Source organism: Paraphotobacterium marinum, from assembly GCF_002216855.1.
Lineage (GTDB): Bacteria > Pseudomonadota > Gammaproteobacteria > Enterobacterales > Vibrionaceae > Paraphotobacterium > Paraphotobacterium marinum.
Genome location: NZ_CP022355.1, coordinates 760,680 through 779,837, shown reverse-complemented (window position 1 = coordinate 779,837; position 19,158 = coordinate 760,680). Strand labels below are relative to the sequence as shown.

The 19,158-nt window shown below is 33.8% G+C and carries 17 protein-coding genes, 1 tRNA gene, 1 rRNA gene and 1 pseudogene; 2 read left to right on the top strand and 18 right to left on the bottom strand.

The window, feature by feature from the left end; all coding sequences use genetic code 11:
- Nucleotides 1-211 precede the first annotated feature (211 nt).
- The 3 genes from CF386_RS04195 to CF386_RS04185 all read right to left on the bottom strand — a co-directional run bounded on the left by CF386_RS04195 (nucleotide 212) and on the right by CF386_RS04185 (nucleotide 2,433).
- A tRNA-Glu gene (locus CF386_RS04195) sits at nucleotides 212-287 on the bottom strand.
- Nucleotides 288-375: 88 nt separating this feature from the next.
- Nucleotides 376-1,917, bottom strand: a 16S ribosomal RNA gene (locus CF386_RS04190).
- 225 nt (nucleotides 1,918-2,142) lie between these two features.
- Nucleotides 2,143-2,433, bottom strand: a complete 291-nt coding sequence (locus CF386_RS04185; RefSeq protein ID WP_089073181.1) for a hypothetical protein — start codon at nucleotides 2,431-2,433, stop codon at nucleotides 2,143-2,145.
- Nucleotides 2,434-2,524: 91 nt separating this feature from the next.
- Between CF386_RS04185 and CF386_RS04180 the strand changes: the two genes are divergently transcribed.
- Entirely contained in the window at nucleotides 2,525-3,148 is a 624-nt protein-coding gene (locus tag CF386_RS04180; RefSeq protein ID WP_089073180.1) for an FKBP-type peptidyl-prolyl cis-trans isomerase, read from the top strand.
- Nucleotides 3,149-3,162: 14 nt separating this feature from the next.
- Here the strand turns inward: CF386_RS04180 and dusA are convergent, their stop codons facing one another.
- Genes dusA through dnaB form a run of 4 tightly spaced genes read right to left on the bottom strand, consistent with a single transcriptional unit; the run spans nucleotide 3,163 to nucleotide 8,337 of the window.
- Complete coding sequence (gene dusA / locus CF386_RS04175) at nucleotides 3,163-4,137, bottom strand: tRNA dihydrouridine(20/20a) synthase DusA (RefSeq protein WP_225971683.1); 975 nt, start codon at nucleotides 4,135-4,137, stop codon at nucleotides 3,163-3,165.
- 52 nt (nucleotides 4,138-4,189) lie between these two features.
- A complete protein-coding gene (gene pgi / locus CF386_RS04170) occupies nucleotides 4,190-5,836 on the bottom strand; it encodes a glucose-6-phosphate isomerase (RefSeq protein ID WP_089073178.1) in 1,647 nt (548 codons plus the stop codon).
- A 13-nt stretch (nucleotides 5,837-5,849) separates the two neighbouring features.
- The gene (alr, locus tag CF386_RS04165; RefSeq protein WP_089073756.1) at nucleotides 5,850-6,935 is read right to left on the bottom strand and encodes an alanine racemase; all 1,086 of its coding nucleotides are present in this window, start codon (nucleotides 6,933-6,935) and stop codon (nucleotides 5,850-5,852) included.
- Between the two features lie 10 nt (nucleotides 6,936-6,945).
- Nucleotides 6,946-8,337: a replicative DNA helicase gene (dnaB, locus tag CF386_RS04160; RefSeq protein WP_158522295.1), complete on the bottom strand. Its 1,392-nt coding sequence runs from the start codon at nucleotides 8,335-8,337 to the stop codon at nucleotides 6,946-6,948.
- 178 nt (nucleotides 8,338-8,515) lie between these two features.
- Here dnaB and CF386_RS04155 point away from each other — a divergent pair, with 178 nt between their 5' ends.
- Complete coding sequence (locus tag CF386_RS04155) at nucleotides 8,516-9,391, top strand: DUF481 domain-containing protein (RefSeq protein WP_089073176.1); 876 nt, start codon at nucleotides 8,516-8,518, stop codon at nucleotides 9,389-9,391.
- A gap of 51 nt (nucleotides 9,392-9,442) precedes the next feature.
- On the opposite strand, the gene rplI is transcribed toward CF386_RS04155, so the two are convergent.
- From rplI to hfq, 11 genes and pseudogenes are all read right to left on the bottom strand, one after another.
- Entirely contained in the window at nucleotides 9,443-9,895 is a 453-nt protein-coding gene (gene rplI, locus CF386_RS04150) for a 50S ribosomal protein L9 (protein WP_089073175.1), read from the bottom strand.
- A 42-nt stretch (nucleotides 9,896-9,937) separates the two neighbouring features.
- Nucleotides 9,938-10,165, bottom strand: a complete 228-nt coding sequence (rpsR, locus tag CF386_RS04145) for a 30S ribosomal protein S18 (protein ID WP_089073174.1) — start codon at nucleotides 10,163-10,165, stop codon at nucleotides 9,938-9,940.
- A gap of 15 nt (nucleotides 10,166-10,180) precedes the next feature.
- Nucleotides 10,181-10,483, bottom strand: a complete 303-nt coding sequence (priB, locus tag CF386_RS04140) for a primosomal replication protein N (RefSeq protein WP_089073173.1) — start codon at nucleotides 10,481-10,483, stop codon at nucleotides 10,181-10,183.
- 2 nt (nucleotides 10,484-10,485) lie between these two features.
- Nucleotides 10,486-10,908, bottom strand: coding sequence for a 30S ribosomal protein S6 (gene rpsF, locus CF386_RS04135; protein WP_089073172.1), 423 nt, complete (start codon nucleotides 10,906-10,908; stop codon nucleotides 10,486-10,488).
- 116 nt (nucleotides 10,909-11,024) lie between these two features.
- Nucleotides 11,025-11,761, bottom strand: a pseudogene (rlmB, locus tag CF386_RS04130) (23S rRNA (guanosine(2251)-2'-O)-methyltransferase RlmB).
- Entirely contained in the window at nucleotides 11,761-14,049 is a 2,289-nt protein-coding gene (gene rnr / locus CF386_RS04125; RefSeq protein WP_089073171.1) for a ribonuclease R, read from the bottom strand. Before rnr ends, rlmB begins: the two are co-directional and overlap by 1 nt.
- Nucleotides 14,050-14,116: 67 nt before the next feature.
- A complete protein-coding gene (locus tag CF386_RS04120; RefSeq protein WP_089073755.1) occupies nucleotides 14,117-15,415 on the bottom strand; it encodes an adenylosuccinate synthase in 1,299 nt (432 codons plus the stop codon).
- A gap of 100 nt (nucleotides 15,416-15,515) precedes the next feature.
- Entirely contained in the window at nucleotides 15,516-16,400 is an 885-nt protein-coding gene (gene hflC, locus CF386_RS04115) for a protease modulator HflC (protein ID WP_089073170.1), read from the bottom strand.
- A gap of 1 nt (nucleotide 16,401) precedes the next feature.
- Nucleotides 16,402-17,541: an FtsH protease activity modulator HflK gene (gene hflK, locus CF386_RS04110; protein WP_089073169.1), complete on the bottom strand. Its 1,140-nt coding sequence runs from the start codon at nucleotides 17,539-17,541 to the stop codon at nucleotides 16,402-16,404.
- A 36-nt stretch (nucleotides 17,542-17,577) separates the two neighbouring features.
- Nucleotides 17,578-18,867 carry a ribosome rescue GTPase HflX gene (gene hflX, locus CF386_RS04105; RefSeq protein ID WP_089073168.1) on the bottom strand — a complete coding sequence of 430 codons (1,290 nt, stop codon included), beginning with the start codon at nucleotides 18,865-18,867 and terminating at the stop codon, nucleotides 17,578-17,580.
- Between the two features lie 17 nt (nucleotides 18,868-18,884).
- Nucleotides 18,885-19,139: an RNA chaperone Hfq gene (gene hfq, locus CF386_RS04100; RefSeq protein WP_089073167.1), complete on the bottom strand. Its 255-nt coding sequence runs from the start codon at nucleotides 19,137-19,139 to the stop codon at nucleotides 18,885-18,887.
- Between the last annotated feature and the right edge of the window lie 19 nt (nucleotides 19,140-19,158).

The following is a 19,158-nucleotide window of genomic DNA, read 5'->3' as shown; positions in this document are numbered from 1 at the left end:
ACCCCAAAGGGTCTCACGTATGTCTAAACAACCAAGGTTCTTTGTTTCGCCGGATCTTAAAAATACAAGACACTTGATGTGTTTTGCTTTTTGAGAACTCTTCTAACTTTCGTTAGAATTATTTTACTAGTCAGCTTTCCAAATTGTTAAAGAGCTATGGTTTTCAAAAAAAACCAATTCCTAAAATGTCTCTATCAAACATCTTAGGAATTGGCGTCCCGTAGGGGAGTCGAACCCCTGTTACCGCCGTGAAAGGGCGGTGTCCTAGGCCTCTAGACGAACGGGACTTGGGTTTCAAGATTAACTATCTTGAAAATCTCTTTAATATTTAACTAAATAATCTGTGTGGACACTACATCAATATAGCCTTTAAGGTAAGGAGGTGATCCAGCCCCAGGTTCCCCTAGGGCTACCTTGTTACGACTTCACCCCAGTCATGAACCACACCGTGGTAAACGCCCTCCCGAAGGTTAAGCTATCTACTTCTGGTGCAGCCCACTCCCATGGTGTGACGGGCGGTGTGTACAAGGCCCGGGAACGTATTCACCGTGGCATTCTGATCCACGATTACTAGCGATTCCGACTTCATGGAGTCGAGTTGCAGACTCCAATCCGGACTACGACATACTTTATGGGATTCGCTCACTCTCGCGAGTTGGCAGCCCTCTGTATATGCCATTGTAGCACGTGTGTAGCCCTACTCGTAAGGGCCATGATGACTTGACGTCGTCCCCACCTTCCTCCGGTTTATCACCGGCAGTCTCCCTGGAGTTCCCACCCGAAGTGCTGGCAAACAAGGATAAGGGTTGCGCTCGTTGCGGGACTTAACCCAACATTTCACAACACGAGCTGACGACAGCCATGCAGCACCTGTCTCAGAGTTCCCGAAGGCACCCTTCTATCTCTAAAAGGTTCTCTGGATGTCAAGAGTAGGTAAGGTTCTTCGCGTTGCATCGAATTAAACCACATGCTCCACCGCTTGTGCGGGCCCCCGTCAATTCATTTGAGTTTTAATCTTGCGACCGTACTCCCCAGGCGGTCTACTTAACGCGTTAGCTCCGAAAGCCACGATTCAAGATCACAACCTTCAAGTAGACATCGTTTACGGCGTGGACTACCAGGGTATCTAATCCTGTTTGCTCCCCACGCTTTCGCATCTGAGCGTCAGTCTTTGTCCAGGGGGCCGCCTTCGCCACCGGTATTCCTTCAGATCTCTACGCATTTCACCGCTACACCTGAAATTCTACCCCCCTCTACAAGACTCTAGTTTACCAGTTCCAAATGCAATTCCCAGGTTAAGCCCGGGGCTTTCACATCTGGCTTAATAAACCGCCTGCATGCGCTTTACGCCCAGTAATTCCGATTAACGCTCGCACCCTCCGTATTACCGCGGCTGCTGGCACGGAGTTAGCCGGTGCTTCTTCTGTTGCTAACGTCAAATGATAACGCTATTAACGTTACCACCTTCCTCACAACTGAAAGTACTTTACAACCCGAAGGCCTTCTTCATACACGCGGCATGGCTGCATCAGGGTTTCCCCCATTGTGCAATATTCCCCACTGCTGCCTCCCGTAGGAGTCTGGACCGTGTCTCAGTTCCAGTGTGGCTGATCATCCTCTCAAACCAGCTAGGGATCGTCGCCTTGGTGAGCCCTTACCTCACCAACTAGCTAATCCCACCTGGGCTAATCCTAATGCGAGAGGCCCGAAGGTCCCCCCCTTTGCTCCGTAGAGATTATGCGGTATTAGCCATCGTTTCCAATGGTTATCCCCCACATTAGGGCATATTCCCAGGCATTACTCACCCGTCCGCCGCTCGTCAGCAAGAGAGCAAGCTCTCCCCTGTTACCGCTCGACTTGCATGTGTTAGGCCTGCCGCCAGCGTTCAATCTGAGCCATGATCAAACTCTTCAATTAAAGTTTTGGCTCAATGAATTCTGATTAATAAATTGACTGTGATGAATATCTCTATTCATTCGGTCACTCAGCTCATTGATAATTCTTTTTTAATGACTATCATTCACGAGTGCCCACACAGATTATCTAGTTATATTTTTAAAGAACTTCAGCAAGTTACTGCTGTTTAGGACTGCGAATTCTACGCATGTTTTATAGATACGTCAACACTTTTTTTAAAAAAAATTAGTTTTTTTTATTTGGCACGTTAATTCCATCAAGTGGTACTATTTTTTCTCTAATTTTTGATGATAATTTTTCTTCAGCAGAATTATTTATATTATTAGTATCTTGTTGAGGTAAATTAAGAATGATCACTTCTTCATTGGCTTTATTTCTGACAGAGTTCTTATCTGTATTCCAAAAAAGTAGGCAAAAGATCAAAACAGTGAAAAATCCAATTATGCATTTTTTTTTCAAAGTTAAGTTTACCCAAATAAATTTAAATCTATTAGCAATAATAGAAAACTTAAACATTAGATTTCCTTTTTTAAATATTTCTTACTAAATGTATCATAAACTGTTATTCTAGTATGTCATTTTATAGCAAAACAAAAAAGATAAAATTATGTCAGATAACCAACTTAAAACAAATGAATCAATTGCAAGTTATGGCATTGGTTTACAAATGGGACAGCAGCTTGTTCAAAGTGGCTTTGAAAACTTAGATACTAATGCAATTTCAAAAGGTATAGAAGACTCGCTGAAAAATATTCAGCCTGAAATATCTGTTGAAAAAATTAATGAAGCTTTACAAGAACTTCATAGTAAGACACAAGAAAAAAAATCAATGCAAGCTAAAGAAGCTGCCAAAAAGGGTCAAGAGTTTTTAGAAAAGAACAAGACAGAAAATCCAAATATTTCTGTAACATCTTCTGGGTTACAATATGAAATAATAACTGAAGGCCAAGGTGAAACACCAAAATCATCAGATAAAGTCAGGGTTCATTATCATGGACAATTAATTGATGGTACTGTTTTTGATAGTTCAGTTACTAGAGGACAGCCAGCCGAATTCCCAGTGAATGGAGTTATCAAAGGTTGGGTCGAGGCTCTTCAAATGATGCCTGTTGGATCTAAATGGAAGCTATATATTCCTCATGAGCTTGCTTATGGTGAAAATGGTGCTGGTGCTGCAATACCACCATCCTCAGCTTTAATTTTTGAAGTAGAATTATTAGATATAATATAATTTGTAATCACGTACTAAACGTTTACTTCCGTAAGCGTTAGTGCGTTTTCCAAAACTTTTAAATCAGCATCTTTTTTATAACTATTTTCACTTAAAAATCTTCTCCACTTCTTACCACCAGGTACTCCATGAAACAGTCCTAACATATGTCGAGTAATATGATTTAATTTTGCTCCATTAGATAATTCATCTTCAATATAATTCATCATTGACACAACAACTTCTTTTCTAGTTGGCGAATTATTCGATTTATAAAATTCACGCTCGATTTCTGTTAAAATATATGGATTTTGATAAACTTCACGACCAATCATAACACCATCTAATTTTTTTAGATGATCTATTGAATCATTAATATTCTTAATTCCTCCATTAATTATAATATTTTTATCATGAAAATCTTCTTTTATTTTATAAACTCTATCATATTTTAAAGGAGGTATTTCTCTATTCTCTTTTGGGCTTAATCCTGACAAAATTGCTTTTCTAGCATGGATTACAAATGTGTCACAGATACTTTTTTTATCAATGGTGTCAATAAAATTATAGAGAAATTCATAATTGTCTTCATTATCAATACCAATTCTAGTTTTGACTGTTATGGGCAAATTAGTTTCTCGATGAATTACATTAACGCACTCAGCAACCAAATCAGGTTCTGTCATCAAGCATGCCCCAAAACTTCCTTTCTGTACTCTAGCAGAAGGACAGCCGATATTTAAATTGATTTCTGTAAAACCTCTATCTTTTATGTATTCCCCTGCCAATTTAAATTGTTTTGGATCGGAACCACCCAGTTGAAGTGATAAGGGCTTTTCTTTAAGATTAAACTTTAAATAATCAAACTTGCCATAAATAATTGCACCAAGAGTCACCATCTCTGTATAAAGCATTACATTAGGACTCATTAATCTATAAAAGTAGCGACAGTGTCTATCTGTCCAATCTAGCATAGGTGCAACTGAAAACTTATATTTATAATTTTGCATATTTTTAATCATAATTTAGGCGGTTAATTTGTTCAACCGCCAGTATTTTAACTTAACTCCATTTTTTGTAAACTGATATTAATTCATTTGTTGAATTGTCATATGAATCAACCTGCGTAGAGCCCGATAAATCATCTAAAATTTTATTTGCCAACTCTTTACCCAGTTCAACACCCCACTGGTCGAAGCTTAAGATATTCCAAATAATACCCTGAACAAAAATTTTATGTTCGTATAAAGCGATCAAACTTCCTAGGGTTTTTGGCGTTAGTTTCTTTATTAAAATAGAATTTGTTGGCTTGTTTCCATCAAAAATTTTAAATGGTGTTATTAAATTTATCTCTTTTTCTGATAATCCTTTCTCAGACAGTTCTGTCCTAACTTCTTCTTGGCTTTTACCAAAAGCAAGTGCCTGTGTCTGGGCAAAAAAGTTGGACATTAATTTATCATGATGATCTCCAATAGGATTAAGGCTTTGAGCAAATCCTATAAAATCACAAGGAATCATTTTCGTACCTTGATGAATTAACTGATAGAATGCGTGTTGTCCATTAGTACCTGGTTCGCCCCAAATAATTGGTCCTGTTTGATAGTCTACTTTATGACCATTTCTATCAACTGATTTTCCATTTGATTCCATATTACCCTGCTGAAAATATGCAGAAAATCTATGCAAATACTGATCATACGGAAGTATTGCTTCAGTTTCACAATTATAAAAATTATTATACCAAATACCAATTAGGGCCAGTATAACCGGCATATTCTCAGAAAAATCAGATTTCCTAAAATGACAATCCATTTCATATGCACCCGTTAGGAGCTCTTGAAAATTATCAAAACCAATTGAAAGTGATATAGATAACCCAATTGCAGAACATAAAGAATATCTGCCTCCAACCCAATTCCAAAAAGGAAACATATTGTTTATATCAATACCAAATTCTTCGACTTTTTGTTTATTTGTTGACAAAGCCACAAAATGTTTTTTAACAAAACTCTCATCCTTGGCACTTGATAGAAACCACGAACGAGCTGTAAATGCATTAGTCATAGTCTCTTGAGTTGTAAATGTTTTGGATGCAACAAGAAATAAAGTTGTTTCAGGATCTAGGTCTTTTAAAACTTCCGAAATATGCGTTCCATCAATATTCGATACATAATACATGTTTAATCGATTTTTGTAATTTTTGAGAGCTTCAGTAACCATATAAGGACCAAGATCTGAACCACCAATACCGATATTAACTATGTTAGATATTGCTTTTCCTGTAAAGCCCGTCCAATCACCGTTAACCACGTCATTTGAAAAGATTTTCATTTTTTCAAGTACGTTTTTGACATCAGGCATTACATCATGACCATCTACAATAATTGACTCATCAGACATATTTCTTAATGCTGTGTGAAGTACAGATCTATTTTCAGTAGTATTTATTCGCTCACCCTTGAACATTTGTTCAATAGCACTTTTTAAGCCAGTTTCATTTGCTAAATTTACAAGCTCTTTTAAGATCTCTTCATTAAGAAGATTTTTGGAGTAATCTAAGAACATATCATTTTGAAAGTTTAAAGACATCTCTTTAACTCTTTTTTCATTCAAAAATAATTCTTTCAGTTGAGTCCCTTCAAATTGTTGAAATAATTTATTTAGATTTTTCCAAGATTTTGTTTTAGTCGGGTTAATATTTTGTAACATAAGTTTATCCATATTAGTTTTTAAAAATTAATTTTGGTCTGGTCGTCAGTTTGGTAACCAATTCATAATTTATTGTATTCATTGATTTAGCAACGATCTCAATAGGTAACTGAGGTCCCCACAGAATCACCTTGTCTCCGATTTTATCTAGTAATTTAGGACCTAAATTAACAGTAGTCATATCCATAGAGACTCTTCCAGCGATATAAACTAATCTATTATTTATAAAAACTGGTGTATTTGAGTTTGCTTCTCGTGGATAGCCATCACCATAACCGATCGATATAACTCCTAAGTAAGTATCCTCAGGAGTTTTCCAAGTTGCACCATAGCCTACTGGTTGGTCTTTCTTAACTTTTTTTATCGATATGAGGGTTGCTGATAATTCCATTGCTGGCTCTAATTTATAAAATTTGGGAAGAGAATTTTCTTGAGGTGATAAGCCATATTGAATAATCCCAGGTCTAATCCAATCCAGTTGACTTTCAGGATAAAATAAAATTCCTGCTGAATTTGCTATTGATCTTTGACATTTATCCAGTGTTAATTGCTTCATAAATCTAGATAACTGTCTTTGTGTAAAATGTCTATCTTCATGATCAGCACAAGAAAAATGGCTCATCAAAACAATAGGCTTTATGATGTCATCTCTATGATTCAAGACTTCAAAGAATTGCTCAACTTCACATTCATTGATACCTAACCTATTCATTCCAGTATCAACTTTAATCCATACTTGTGGTTTATGATAAATAAATCTAAATTTACTTAACAACTCCAATTGTTCCAAATTGTGAACTACAAATGATAATTGCTCTTTATCGATGATATACAATTCAGATTTCTCTAAAAAACCCTCCAACAAAAGAATTCGCTTTTTAATTCCCGAAGCTCTGAGCAATAAAGCCTCTTCGATCCTAGCTACGCCAAAAGCATCTATCAAATATTCAATAGAACTAGTTACATTTTCTAGCCCATGTCCATAAGCATTTGACTTTACGACACTTAAAATTTTAGAATTAGGTGCGAGTACTTTTATACGCTTTATATTTTGAGCAATAGCTTTTAAATCTATAGTTATTTCTGTTCTATTATTCATCAATTTATATTTAGTTCTCAAAGTCTGGATGAGCATAATTATCGAATCTAGAAAATTGTCCTTGAAATGTTAACTTTGTTGAACCAATAGGTCCATTACGCTGTTTACCAATAATAATTTCAGCAATTCCTTTTTGAGTGGTTTCTTCATTATATACTTCGTCTCTGTAAATAAACATGATTAAATCAGCATCTTGTTCAATAGCTCCTGATTCTCTTAAATCTGAATTTACAGGTCTTTTATCTGCTCTTTGTTCAAGAGAACGATTTAACTGCGACAAAGCAACAACAGGCACATTCAATTCTTTAGCCAATGCTTTTAATGAACGAGAGATCTCAGCTATTTCTTGAGTTCTATTTTCAGTCATACCTGGAACTCTCATGAGTTGTAAATAATCAACCATTATCAAACTTAGTCCATTATTTTCTCTAGCCACTCTTCTAGCTCTTGATCTTAATTCAGTGGGAGTTAAGGCAGAACTATCATCTATAAACATATTTTTTTTCTCCATCATAAGCCCCATAGTAGATGAAATTCTCGCCCAATCATCGTCATCGAGTTGGCCCGTTCTTATTTTAGTTTGATCAACTCGAGCAAGTGATGCAAGCATTCTCATCATAATTTGTTCGGAAGGCATCTCTAGAGAAAAAATTAAAACTGGTTTATCACTTTCCATAGCTGCTGTTTCGCATAAGTTCATTGCAAAAGTGGTTTTTCCCATTGAAGGTCTTGCCGCCACGATAATAAGATCAGAGCGTTGTAACCCTGCGGTTTTCTTATTTAAATCAACAAAACCAGTGGATATGCCCGTAATGCCATCATGGGGTGACTGATACAATTCTTCTATTCTTTCTAGAGTCTTTTCTAAGACGCTATCTATTGTCTGTGGACCATCAGATTTACCCTGTCTTTGCTCATTTATAGAAAAAACTTTTGTTTCTGCTATGTCAAGTAAATCAGCACTCGTTCTTCCTTTCGGATCATACCCTGAATCTGCAATTTCATTTGCAACAGTAATCATTTCTCTAACTAGTGCCCTTTCCCTAACAATTTTAGCGTATGCTAATATATTTGAAGCACTTGGGGTATTTTTTGATATTTCAGCTAAATATGAAAATCCACCAATATTATCAAGTTGATTAGCGCTTTCTAGTTTTTCTGATAGTGTAATTAAATCCGCAGGTTCATTATTTTCTAGTAAAGCATGAATATGTTTAAAAATCTCTTTATGAGATTTAGAGTAAAAGTCAGATTCAGATACTTTTCCAGCAATACTATCCCATCGACCATTATCTAGTAATAATCCACCAATAACCGATTGCTCTGCCTCAAGAGAATGAGGGGCTACTTTTAAATCTTCTACTTCATTATTATTTTTATTACTTTTTTGAAAGTTGTTCATAATTTTAATTAAAATAAGCTTTAATATTGTTTATAATACTACAATTGTGTTTAATAGTAATTATGAATATAAAATTAGTTCTTATTAAAAAATAACATATTATTGACATCTATTGTGTTGAACATCAAAATTAATAATTTACACTATCATTTTATTATTTAAAAAATGGGAATATATTGTGCTTCGTAAAAAGTTTTTTCTTATCAATCTATCATTATTTCCTTGCTTAATGGTACATGCATCAAATAATCAAGTTACAGAAAATGATGAAAAAGTTTTACAAGAAGCAGAGCAAAATATAACTGAATCAGGCTTAAATAAACAAAAAGTTAAAGCGATTCAAAAACAACAACTTAAAAAAAGTATCAAAAAAGACTCTTCAGGTGTATGGAAGAACAAAGTTTTACTTGGATTTAATAGTGCTTCAGGTAACTCATTTAAACAGTCTATCTCCTCTAATTTACAATTTCAGTATACTCAGAAAAGAGTACAAACTAATTTTGGTTGGGCTTATGGCTATGGTAAAGATGAAGACGGCAATGTTAATGAAAGAAACTCCTCATATAATGTAAGTTTAAAGTATCTTATAAATCAAAAGTGGTTTGTAAATAATGAAGCTAGCTACGTGTCTGATTCATTTGATTCTTATTACAGAACGGCACAAATTTTGATTGGCCCGGGCTATAGAGCTATTGATGATGGTGAATTTTACTTGGATTTCATAGTTGGTCCAGGTTGGCGTTATCAAAAACCTAACCTTAATGAAGATGGGCTGGACAGTGGTGTAAGGAGAGAGAATACTAATGAGCCTGTGGCTTTCCAACAATTAAATTTTAAGTGGCAAATTTTAAAGAAAACAAGTATAAATTTCAAATTATTAGCAGTTGAAGGCTCTTCTAATAATGCCTACACTGCAAATATAGGTTTGACTAATGCTATTACAGATAATCTTGCCTTAAGTATATCTAATGATTACACTTACAATACAAACATACTTCCAACTTACTCACATTACGACAACAAAGTGAACGTGCAAATTCAATATCTGTTCTAAAAAAAAATGCATGACTATGCATGCATTTTCATATGATTAAATAAAAAACGATTAGTCTTCAGCAATTACTTTTAAAGTAATATTCTCTGAAACTTCTGAATGTAATTGTAAAGTGATATCATAATCACCTGTACTTCTAATTACTCCTTCTGGAAGCTTCACTTCGCTTTTTACAATTTCAACACCTGCAAGTGTTACAGCATCCGCGATATCTTTTGTACCGATAGAACCGAACAACTTACCTTCATCTCCAGCTTTAGATTTAATAGTAACAACTTCTAGTGCTGAGATTTGTTGAGCTTTTTCCGTTGCTGAAGCAAGAACTGCTTGTACTTTCGCTTCAAGTTCAGCTTTCTTAGCATCGAACATTTTAACATTTTCTTTTGTAGCCATTACAGCTTTTCCTTTAGGAATAAGAAAATTTCGTGCATAACCTGATTTAACAGTAACTTGATCACCTAAGTTTCCTAGGTTACCAATTTTATCTAAAAGAATAACTTGCATTGTTATAACCCTTCTTATTAATTTACTAAATTCACTTTAACCTTATTGATGCTTATCAGTATAAGGTAAAAGAGCTAGGTAACGAGAACGTTTAATTGCTCTAGCAAGTTGACGCTGATATTTTGCTCTTGTCCCAGTAATTCTACTTGGTACTATTTTACCAGCTTCAGTGATATAGCTTTTCAAAGTAGATATATCTTTATAATCAATTTCATTTACGCCTTCTGCTGTAAAACGGCAGAACTTACGACGACGAAAAAAGCGACTCATACGCTATCTCCCAATTTAAATAATTTCAATATTTTCGGCATGTAAAACCAATCTGCTACTTCCATTAACTAATGATTTATTAGTTAGAAACCCACAAACCTTGACTTTCACACCTTCAACTAAATTTTTAACCTTTTGATTAATATCTTTTCCACTAGCAACAACATTTATTAAACAATACGCTTTTCTATTCAAGCTATTTTCCTGTCTAATAGAATGATGTTCAACAAAAAAGACTGAATGAATAACTCCACTTGGACTCGTTGAAAACTTTATATCAAATTTAATAAAACCCTCAATCTCCATGAAGTTTTGCATTACTAACCTTCTGGTTGCTCAGACTGATTTAACTCTTTATCATCAATTAAATCATCAACATTTTCATTAACTGACTGAGACTCTTCACGCTTTGAAAAGCGTTCTTCTTTAGCTTTCATCATTGGAGAAGCTTCAGTAACCGCATTTTTTGTACGCATAATCATATTTCTAATAACTATGTCGTTAAAACGGAAATTAGACTCTAATTCATCAATTACTTTTTGCTCTGCTTCAACGTTCATTAAAACATAATGAGCTTTGTGTAACTTGTTAATTGGATATGCCAGTTGACGACGTCCCCAATCTTCTAATCTATGGATTTTACCATTAGATTCGTTAATTAATGTTGTATAGCGCTCAATCATGCCAGCTACTTGCTCGCTTTGATCTGGGTGCACCATAAAAACAATTTCATAATGACGCATATATGCTCCTTACGGATTATTCAGCTTTCATAAATGACTCCGGTATGTCTTGAAAGCAAGGAACTAAATTAAACCGGTTTTTCGAATGTAGAATAATAAATGATCGAAAAATAAAATCAAGTTTTATTTTGTCTCACAACTTCATATAAAGCAATTCCTGTAGCAACGGAAACGTTTAAGCTTGAAACAGAGCCCAACATTGGGATTTTAAGTAAAAAATCACAATTTTTCTTCGTGGAATTACGCAACCCTGCTCCTTCTGCTCCCATAACTAATACATTTAAGGAATCAAACTTGTGTTCGTAAAGATTTTTCGTTCCATCTCCATCAAATCCTGAAATCCAGAAATTTTTTTCTTTCAATTGATTTAATACTCTACTTAAGTTCACAACTTTAATTACAGGAATAATCTCTGCAGCTCCACTGGCAATTTTAGAAACTGTATGATTTAAGCTAACAGATCTATCTTTCGGTATAATTATTGCCGAAACCTTTGCTGCATCTGCATTTCTCAAACACGCACCAAGATTATGAGGATCGGTTACTCCATCTAGAGCTAATAATGTACATCGATTGGGATTATTTGCTATAATATCATCCAAATCTTTTTCATTTAATTCTCTTTTAGGCTTTACCTCTGCTGCTATTCCTTGATGTGATACATTAGAAAATTTTTGATCAAAAAACCTATGAGTAACGCTCTGAACTGAAATACCATAGTTCTTTAATTTATTGCTAATTTCCTTATATTTATCATCTTTTTTTCTTTCAATATAAATATTGTTTTAATTCTTTCCGGTTCGTGAGTTACCACTGAGTTTATTGAGTGTAAACCACAAATATAATTATTCATTAACTTCTCTTTTTATTTTTTTTTACTAACTTTTTGTTTGGAATAAGTCCATCTTTTAGCTTTTCTCTTATAGATTTTTTTTTAGGGATTACTGTGCTTTTTTCCAAATCATCATGAGCCAAACAAAAATCTATATTTCGACTATCTATATTTACATCTAAAACTTTTATACGTATATCTTCTCCCAAAGAGTATGTTTTACTTGATTTTTCTCCAACAAGTTTCTGCTGTACGTCATTATAATGAAAGTACTCAGCTTTAAGAGAAGTTACATGCACTAACCCATCAATATGAAAATCTTTGATTCTAACAAAAAAACCAAACGGCAGGACGTTAGAAATAATACCCTCAAATGTTTCTCCGATGTGCCGTGATATAAACTCACATTTCAAATATTCTGCAACGTCTTTTGTAGCTTCATCTGCCTTTCTCTCAGTAGTTGAACAATGTTCTGAAATATAGTCAATTTCGTCTGGTGAATACTTTAATTTCTCATCGTTATAAATTATAGATTTTATTAATCTGTGAACTATTAAATCAGGATACCTTCTAATAGGCGAAGTAAAATGAGTATATTCATTTAAGGATAAACCAAAATGTCCAATATTATCAGTTTGATAGTTTGCTTGTTTCAATGAACGTAACAGCATAGTCTGAATTATTTCTTTATCTGTTCTAGACGATAAAATTGAATTCAAGTTAGAGTAATCGCTTGGTTTTGGTTCTTTGTGATTTGCAAGAGATAGTCCTCTTTCTAATAAAAATTGATTAAACGCACTCAGCTTTTCATCGCTTGGTTTATCATGAACGCGATATATGCCAGATATGCTGCTGTTTTTTAATAAAAATTTTGCAGAAGCAACATTAGCTAAAATCATACACTCTTCAATTATTTTATGTGCATCATTTCTTTTTATTGTTTCAATGGACTCTATTTTTTTGTGCTCGTTAAAAACAAATTTCGGTTCATTGGTATCAAATTCTAGAGCGCCTCTTATTTCTTTTTGTTTTTTTAACTCTGTATATAAGCTATGTAAATGATAAATATTAGGTAAATTATTTGCATATCGCTCTAAAAGTTTGTAATCATTATCAAGTATAAGACTTACTTTATTGTAAGTTAATCTAGCTGATGACTTAATTAAACCTTCGTAGAATTTATAGCCTGACAATTTTCCTTTCTTAGAAATGGTCATTTCACAAACTAAAGATAAACGATTGACATTCGGATTTAATGAGCATACACCATTAGAGAGTAATTCGGGTAACATAGGAACAACTTTTTGGGGAAAATAAACTGAATTTCCTCTTTTTAAAGCTTCTTTGTCAAGTTCAGAATATTTCTTGATATAGTGACTTACATCAGCAATTGCGACCCACAACCTCCAACCACCTGAGGGTTTTGATTCACAATAAACTGCATCATCAAAATCTCTTGCGTCTTCACCATCTATCGTTATAAAAGGCTTATTTCTTAAATCAATTCGATTTGAATTACTTCCATTTTCAGTGTCTTTATCAATAGAGTCAAGTTCTTTTAAGAGAGGTTTTGGCCACTGATAGGGAATATCAAATTTTCTTAAAGCGATATCTATTTCTATTCCAGGATCTTGTTCATTTCCAAGAACCTCAATAACTTTCCCCTCTGCAACTTGATTTTTTGTTGCCCTTTTTGTAATCTCAAGGACAACTACATTTCCCAAGCTTAGTTCGTTATGTAAACTATCTATAACTGTAAACTCTCCATGTACTCTGCTATCATCAGAAACAACATATTTTTTATTGTGCTCAATAAAAAATCTACCAACTACAGGTTTATTAGAAAATTTAACTACCTCAATTAAATCGCAACTGATCATCCCTCTAGTTGTTACTGCTTTAATTTGAACTTTAACTATATCACCATGTAGCAGGCCTACCATCTGTTTTTGTGAGATAAGAACATCTTGGTCATTATAGGCTTTTTTTAAAATACCAATACCATCTTTATGTCCTTGAATTGTGCCTTCAATAATTTTGTTTTCAATTGGTAGACAGTACTTCTTTCCTGGATAATAAACTAACTGGCCATCTCTTTCCATAGCTTTTAATCTTCGGCGAAATGCTTCTTTTTCTTCATCACTCTTGATTGAAAATAAATTTAAAAGTAGATTTTTAGAAACAGGTTGATTACAATTTGAAATCGTTTCAACTATAAACTCTCTACTGGGTACAGGGTTTGAATAATTTTTTGCTTCTCTTTCCTTGAAGGGATCTGTTTTTTTTTGAATTTTATTTTGTTTTCTCATTTTATATAAAAAAAAGGATATATCAGTTATAATATATCCTTTTAATAATATTTACTATTTAATTATTTTAGTTTTTGTACGGATGTCTTTTTATAATAGTTTCATTTCTTTCCGGGCCAGTTGAAATAATATCAATTGAACAGTCCAGAAGGTTTTCTAATCTATTAATATAAGAAATTGCTTCTTTCGGAAGTTCCGATAAGGTTTTCACTTTATAAGTACTCTCGTTCCAGCCAGGTAAAGTTTCATACACTGGTTTAACAAAACTGATTGCATCTGCATTCATTGCAATACTATCCACAACTTCACCACTTGGAAGTTCATACCCTATACAAATTTTTATTTCATCTAAACCATCTAGAACATCTAATTTAGTTAAACATATACCGGATAATGAGTTCAATATAATTGCTCTTTTCATCGCAACAGCATCAAACCAACCACATCTTCTTTTTCTACCTGTAGTAGCTCCAAACTCATTACCTTTGGTGCCTAGATGCATACCTACGTCATCGTTAAGTTCTGTTGGAAAAGGCCCAGAGCCCACACGAGTACAATAAGCTTTTGTAATGCCTAAAATATAACCCAAATCTTTTGGTCCAAAGCCAGTACCTGAGGCAACACCACCCGCAGTAGTATTTGAAGATGTAACATATGGATAGGTACCTTGATCTATGTCAAGTAAAGTACCCTGTGCTCCTTCAAACATAATTTGTTCACCAGACTTATTAGCTTCATATAACATCTGAGTTACATCTGAAATCATTGGAGCCAATATTTTAGCCTGCTCTTTTAATTCATTAAAAACATCATCAAAAGATAATGGCGTTACTTTGTAATAGTTCTCTAATTGAAAGTTATGATATTCCATAATAGATTTAAGTTTTTCTTTCAAACTATCAAAATCTAAAATGTCACTCAATCTTAAGCCTCTTCTAGATACTTTATCTTCATAAGCCGGACCAATTCCTCTTCCCGTAGTACCAATAGCTTTATCACCTCTATGCTTTTCCCTAGCTAAATCAAGTGAGACATGATATGGAAGAATTAATGGACATTCTGCTGATAATATAAGTCTATCTTTAACGTTAATATTTTCTTTTTCTAATTGAGTTATTTCTTTTATTAGTGCTGATGGAGATAGGACGACTCCGTTACCTATAACGCATTTTGTATCTTCACGTAAGATACCAGAAGGAATAAGGTGAAGTACTGTTTTCTTATTACCTATAACAAGAGTATGGCCGGCATTATGACCACCTTGGTAACGAACAACATACTTAGCATCTTCCGTTAGTAGATCAACTATTTTACCTTTTCCTTCGTCTCCCCACTGTGTCCCTAATACAACAACATTATTACTCATATTCTTTACATTTATTCTGTTATTAAAAATAGATACTATCATTTTTTTAAGCATAAAAAAAGCCACTGTTTCGAACAGTGGCTTTTTTAATAAGGTTTTTTTATTGTTTAGTAGGCGCTTTCATAAATTTAAAGAAATCAGTATTTGGATTCAAAATCATAACATCTTGTTTTGAATCAAAACTTTGTTGATAAGCCTGAAGAGATCGAACAAAACTATAAAAATCTGGGTAATCCTTAAATGCATTTACATACATTTTTGCAACAGAAGCATCTGCTTTACCCTTAATAATTAAAGCTTTTTTGTTTGCATCTGCCAAAATTTTAGCAACAGTAAGATTAGCATCTGCTTTTATCCTTTCTGCTTGCTCTTTACCTTCAGAACGATATTGTGTAGCAATTGAATTTCTTTCAGCACGCATTCGAGCATAAATTGATTCGCTAATTTCATCCGGCAAATTGATTTTTTTGATTCTGGCATCAATTACATCAATTCCAAGACTCTGACCACTTTTTTGAACACTTTTGAGGACAGTTTGCATTGTTTGATCTCGTTTTTCAGACACAATATCAGAAATTGTTTGTTTACCAATTTCTCCTCTCAAAAGATCTACTACCCTTTTTTGTAGTAAGTTATTGGCATTTACTAAATTGCCACCACCAGTAGCAAGAAAGAATTTCCCAAAATCCTGAATTTTCCATTTTACATAGTAATCAATAATCACATCTTTCTTTTCTCTTGTAAAAAAACGATCTGATTTCTCATCCATCGTTTGTACTAACGCGGATAACATAGTTACCTTATCAAAAAGAGGTAGTTTAAAGTGAAGACCTGGCTTTATAATATCAGCTATTGAATTATTTGAGCTTTTGAGAATTTCTCCAAATCTTGTTACAATTGCTCTATTGCCCTCTTTTACAATAAACAATGAAGAATAAAGCAAAACAAAAATAACAATAATAATTGGCACTATTATTTTTTTCATATTAATTCCTTCCCTGTCTGTTTGTATTATTTCTTAGTGATGGAGGAGTCCCAATCTCTGAGTTTTTCTGATTATCACTTACAGGTTGTACAGCACTGTTGTCTGTTTTATTCTGCGCTTGATTCATAATTTTATCTATCGGCAAATATAGTAAATTATTACTACCTTTATTATCAACTAACACCTTACTAGTATTCTGATAAACTTTTTCCATAGCATCTAAGTATAACCTTTCTTTAGTCAATGCTGGGTCTGCTTGGAATTCAGGTAACAACTGCGTTAATTTATCCACTTCACCTTTAGCAATACTAACTTTTGTTTCAGCATAACCCTCAGCTTCTTTTTCAATTTTTGCGGCTTCACCTTTAGCTTTAGGAACCACATCATTTCTATATCGCTCAGCTTCTCTAGTATATCTGACTTTATCCTCTCTTGCAGATATAGCATCATCAAAAGCTTGCTTGACTTGCTCAGGAGGTCTTGCTTTTTGTAAGTTAACATCGACTACAGTTAGTCCCATGTTATAATTTTTAATGATTTTATTTAACTCGTCTTCAGTTTTAACACCTATCTCTTGTAGACCTGATGTAATAATATTTTCCATGCTCATATCACCAATTACAGATCTTAATGCAGCATCAGTAGCCTGTTCTAAACTAGTTTCTGGAGATGTAACATTATATAAATATTCTTCAGGATTACTGATTCTATATTGAACATTCAGTGAAACATCTACCATATTTTCATCTTTAGTCAGCATCTGTCCACTACTTCTCAAAGAACGTATTTGTTGGGTATTAACCTTTGTGACTGAATCGATAAATGTTGGTTTCCAATTCAAACCAGGGTTTACAATCTTATCAAACTTACCAAAACGAGTTACGACACCTTGTTCAGCTTCTTTAATTTGATAAAACCCACTTGCAAACCACAATAAAATTGCAATCACAATAACTGAAATAGTTACATATTTTATATTTCTGGAATTTTCTCCATTGCTCCCATTATTTTTTGACCCTCCAAAAAAACCCGAAACCTTTCTTAGCATTTCGTCTAAATCAGGTGGCCCTTGTGTGTTTTTTCGTTTTTTATTTGTGTTCCACGGATCTTGGTCATTTCCACCCGGCTCATTCCACGCCATGTTATATCTCCATCGAATTTTAATTTAAATTTAAATTTAATTGATTATAAAACTATCTAGAACGTTATGTTCTTTTTTCTGTAATTTATTCCAATTTATTTCACTCATTCTCACATCTATCAACAGACACCCATCGTCCTGATAGCTTTCATTGATAATCGATTCTAATAAAAACAACTTACTCCTCAAAGAACCACTATAATTGGGAGGAATCTTTAATTTAAATTCTACCATCTTTTTAGATAATAATTTTCGAAGTGCTTCAAAAATTAAATCTAAACCATCCCCAGTTAAAGACGATACCCAAACAGTGCATGGATTACCTTTCTGATCATAATCTATTTTAGCAAACTGTTCATTATTTAAATCAATCTTATTAAAAACAATTAATGTTGGAATTTCATGAGCATCAATTTCTTCTAAAACTTCATTAACTGACTTAATGTGTATGTCGACATTTTCATCATTCACGTCCACAACATGCAATAAAATAGATGCCTGCTGAGTTTCTTGAAGAGTAGCTTTAAATGCAGCAACTAAATCATGAGGTAGGTGTCTTATAAAACCAACAGTATCAGCTAAAATAACATCTCCTACTTCATTGACTTTAATCCTTCTTAATGTTGGATCTAAAGTCGCAAATAACTGATCTGCAGCATATATATTTGAAGTAGTTAAACTATTAAATAATGTCGATTTACCTGCATTGGTGTATCCCACTAATGCAACGGTCGGTATATCTGCTTTAGATCTTGCTTTTCTACCTTGCTGTCGTTGTTTTTCGACTTTACCAAGACGAGAAGTAATATTTTTAATTCTTCCTCTTAACAAACGTCTATCAGTCTCAAGCTGAGTTTCACCAGGACCTCTTAAACCTATACCTCCTTTTTGTCTCTCTAAATGAGTCCAACCTCTGATTAATCGTGTTGAAAGATGTTGTAATTGAGCCAATTCAACCTGTAGCTTTCCTTCATGTGTTCTCGCTCTTTGTGCAAAAATATCCAGAATTAGTCCTGTTCTATCTAATACTCTGCATTTAAAGTGTTTTTCGAGATTTCTTTCTTGTGCTGGGGATAAAGCATGATTAAAAATTATTAAATCAATATCTAACGTCGGAATAATATTTGTAATTTCATCGGCTTTACCTGAACCAATAAAGAGTTTACTATCTGGGGAGGTTCTACTGCTAGTTACAACTTCTAAAACCTTAGCACCAGCAGATTCAGAGAGCATTAAGCACTCATTAACATCTTCTTGCTCTTTTTCATATAAAAAATTAACATGAATTATGAGGGCTCTTTCCCCTCCTGTGTAACGTTCAAACAATAAAATTTAACCTCTCTCTATTTATCTTCTAATTCTTTATCATCCTTTTCAATCGATACACCATAAGGCACCGCTCTTGAAGGGACAACTGTTGAAATCGCATGCTTATAAACCATTTGATTCACAGTATTTCGAAGAAGTATTACAAACTGATCAAATGACTCAATCTGTCCCTGTAGCTTAATTCCATTAACTAAAAAAATTGAAACAGGAATTCTTTCCTTTCTCAATGCATTTAAATAAGGGTCCTGTAGTGATTGACCTTTAGCCATATTTAATCCTTTTTTTATT

Excerpts from the sequence above, each read along its gene's own strand:
- CF386_RS04120 (WP_089073755.1), bottom strand. The coding sequence starts at position 15,415 with ATGAGTAATAATGTTGTTGTATTAGGGACACAGTGGGGAGACGAAGGA.
- hfq (WP_089073167.1), bottom strand. The coding sequence starts at position 19,139 with ATGGCTAAAGGTCAATCACTACAGGACCCTTATTTAAATGCATTGAGA.
- rpsR (WP_089073174.1), bottom strand. The coding sequence starts at position 10,165 with ATGAGTCGCTTTTTTCGTCGTCGTAAGTTCTGCCGTTTTACAGCAGAA.
- hflC (WP_089073170.1), bottom strand. The coding sequence starts at position 16,400 with ATGAAAAAAATAATAGTGCCAATTATTATTGTTATTTTTGTTTTGCTT.
- rnr (WP_089073171.1), bottom strand. The coding sequence starts at position 14,049 with ATGAGAAAACAAAATAAAATTCAAAAAAAAACAGATCCCTTCAAGGAA.
- pgi (WP_089073178.1), bottom strand. The coding sequence starts at position 5,836 with ATGTTACAAAATATTAACCCGACTAAAACAAAATCTTGGAAAAATCTA.
- hflK (WP_089073169.1), bottom strand. The coding sequence starts at position 17,541 with ATGGCGTGGAATGAGCCGGGTGGAAATGACCAAGATCCGTGGAACACA.
- alr (WP_089073756.1), bottom strand. The coding sequence starts at position 6,935 with ATGAATAATAGAACAGAAATAACTATAGATTTAAAAGCTATTGCTCAA.
- CF386_RS04180 (WP_089073180.1), top strand. The coding sequence starts at position 2,525 with ATGTCAGATAACCAACTTAAAACAAATGAATCAATTGCAAGTTATGGC.
- rplI (WP_089073175.1), bottom strand. The coding sequence starts at position 9,895 with ATGCAAGTTATTCTTTTAGATAAAATTGGTAACCTAGGAAACTTAGGT.
- dusA (WP_225971683.1), bottom strand. The coding sequence starts at position 4,137 with ATGCAAAATTATAAATATAAGTTTTCAGTTGCACCTATGCTAGATTGG.
- CF386_RS04185 (WP_089073181.1), bottom strand. The coding sequence starts at position 2,433 with ATGTTTAAGTTTTCTATTATTGCTAATAGATTTAAATTTATTTGGGTA.
- priB (WP_089073173.1), bottom strand. The coding sequence starts at position 10,483 with ATGCAAAACTTCATGGAGATTGAGGGTTTTATTAAATTTGATATAAAG.
- rpsF (WP_089073172.1), bottom strand. The coding sequence starts at position 10,908 with ATGCGTCATTATGAAATTGTTTTTATGGTGCACCCAGATCAAAGCGAG.
- dnaB (WP_158522295.1), bottom strand. The coding sequence starts at position 8,337 with ATGAACAACTTTCAAAAAAGTAATAAAAATAATAATGAAGTAGAAGAT.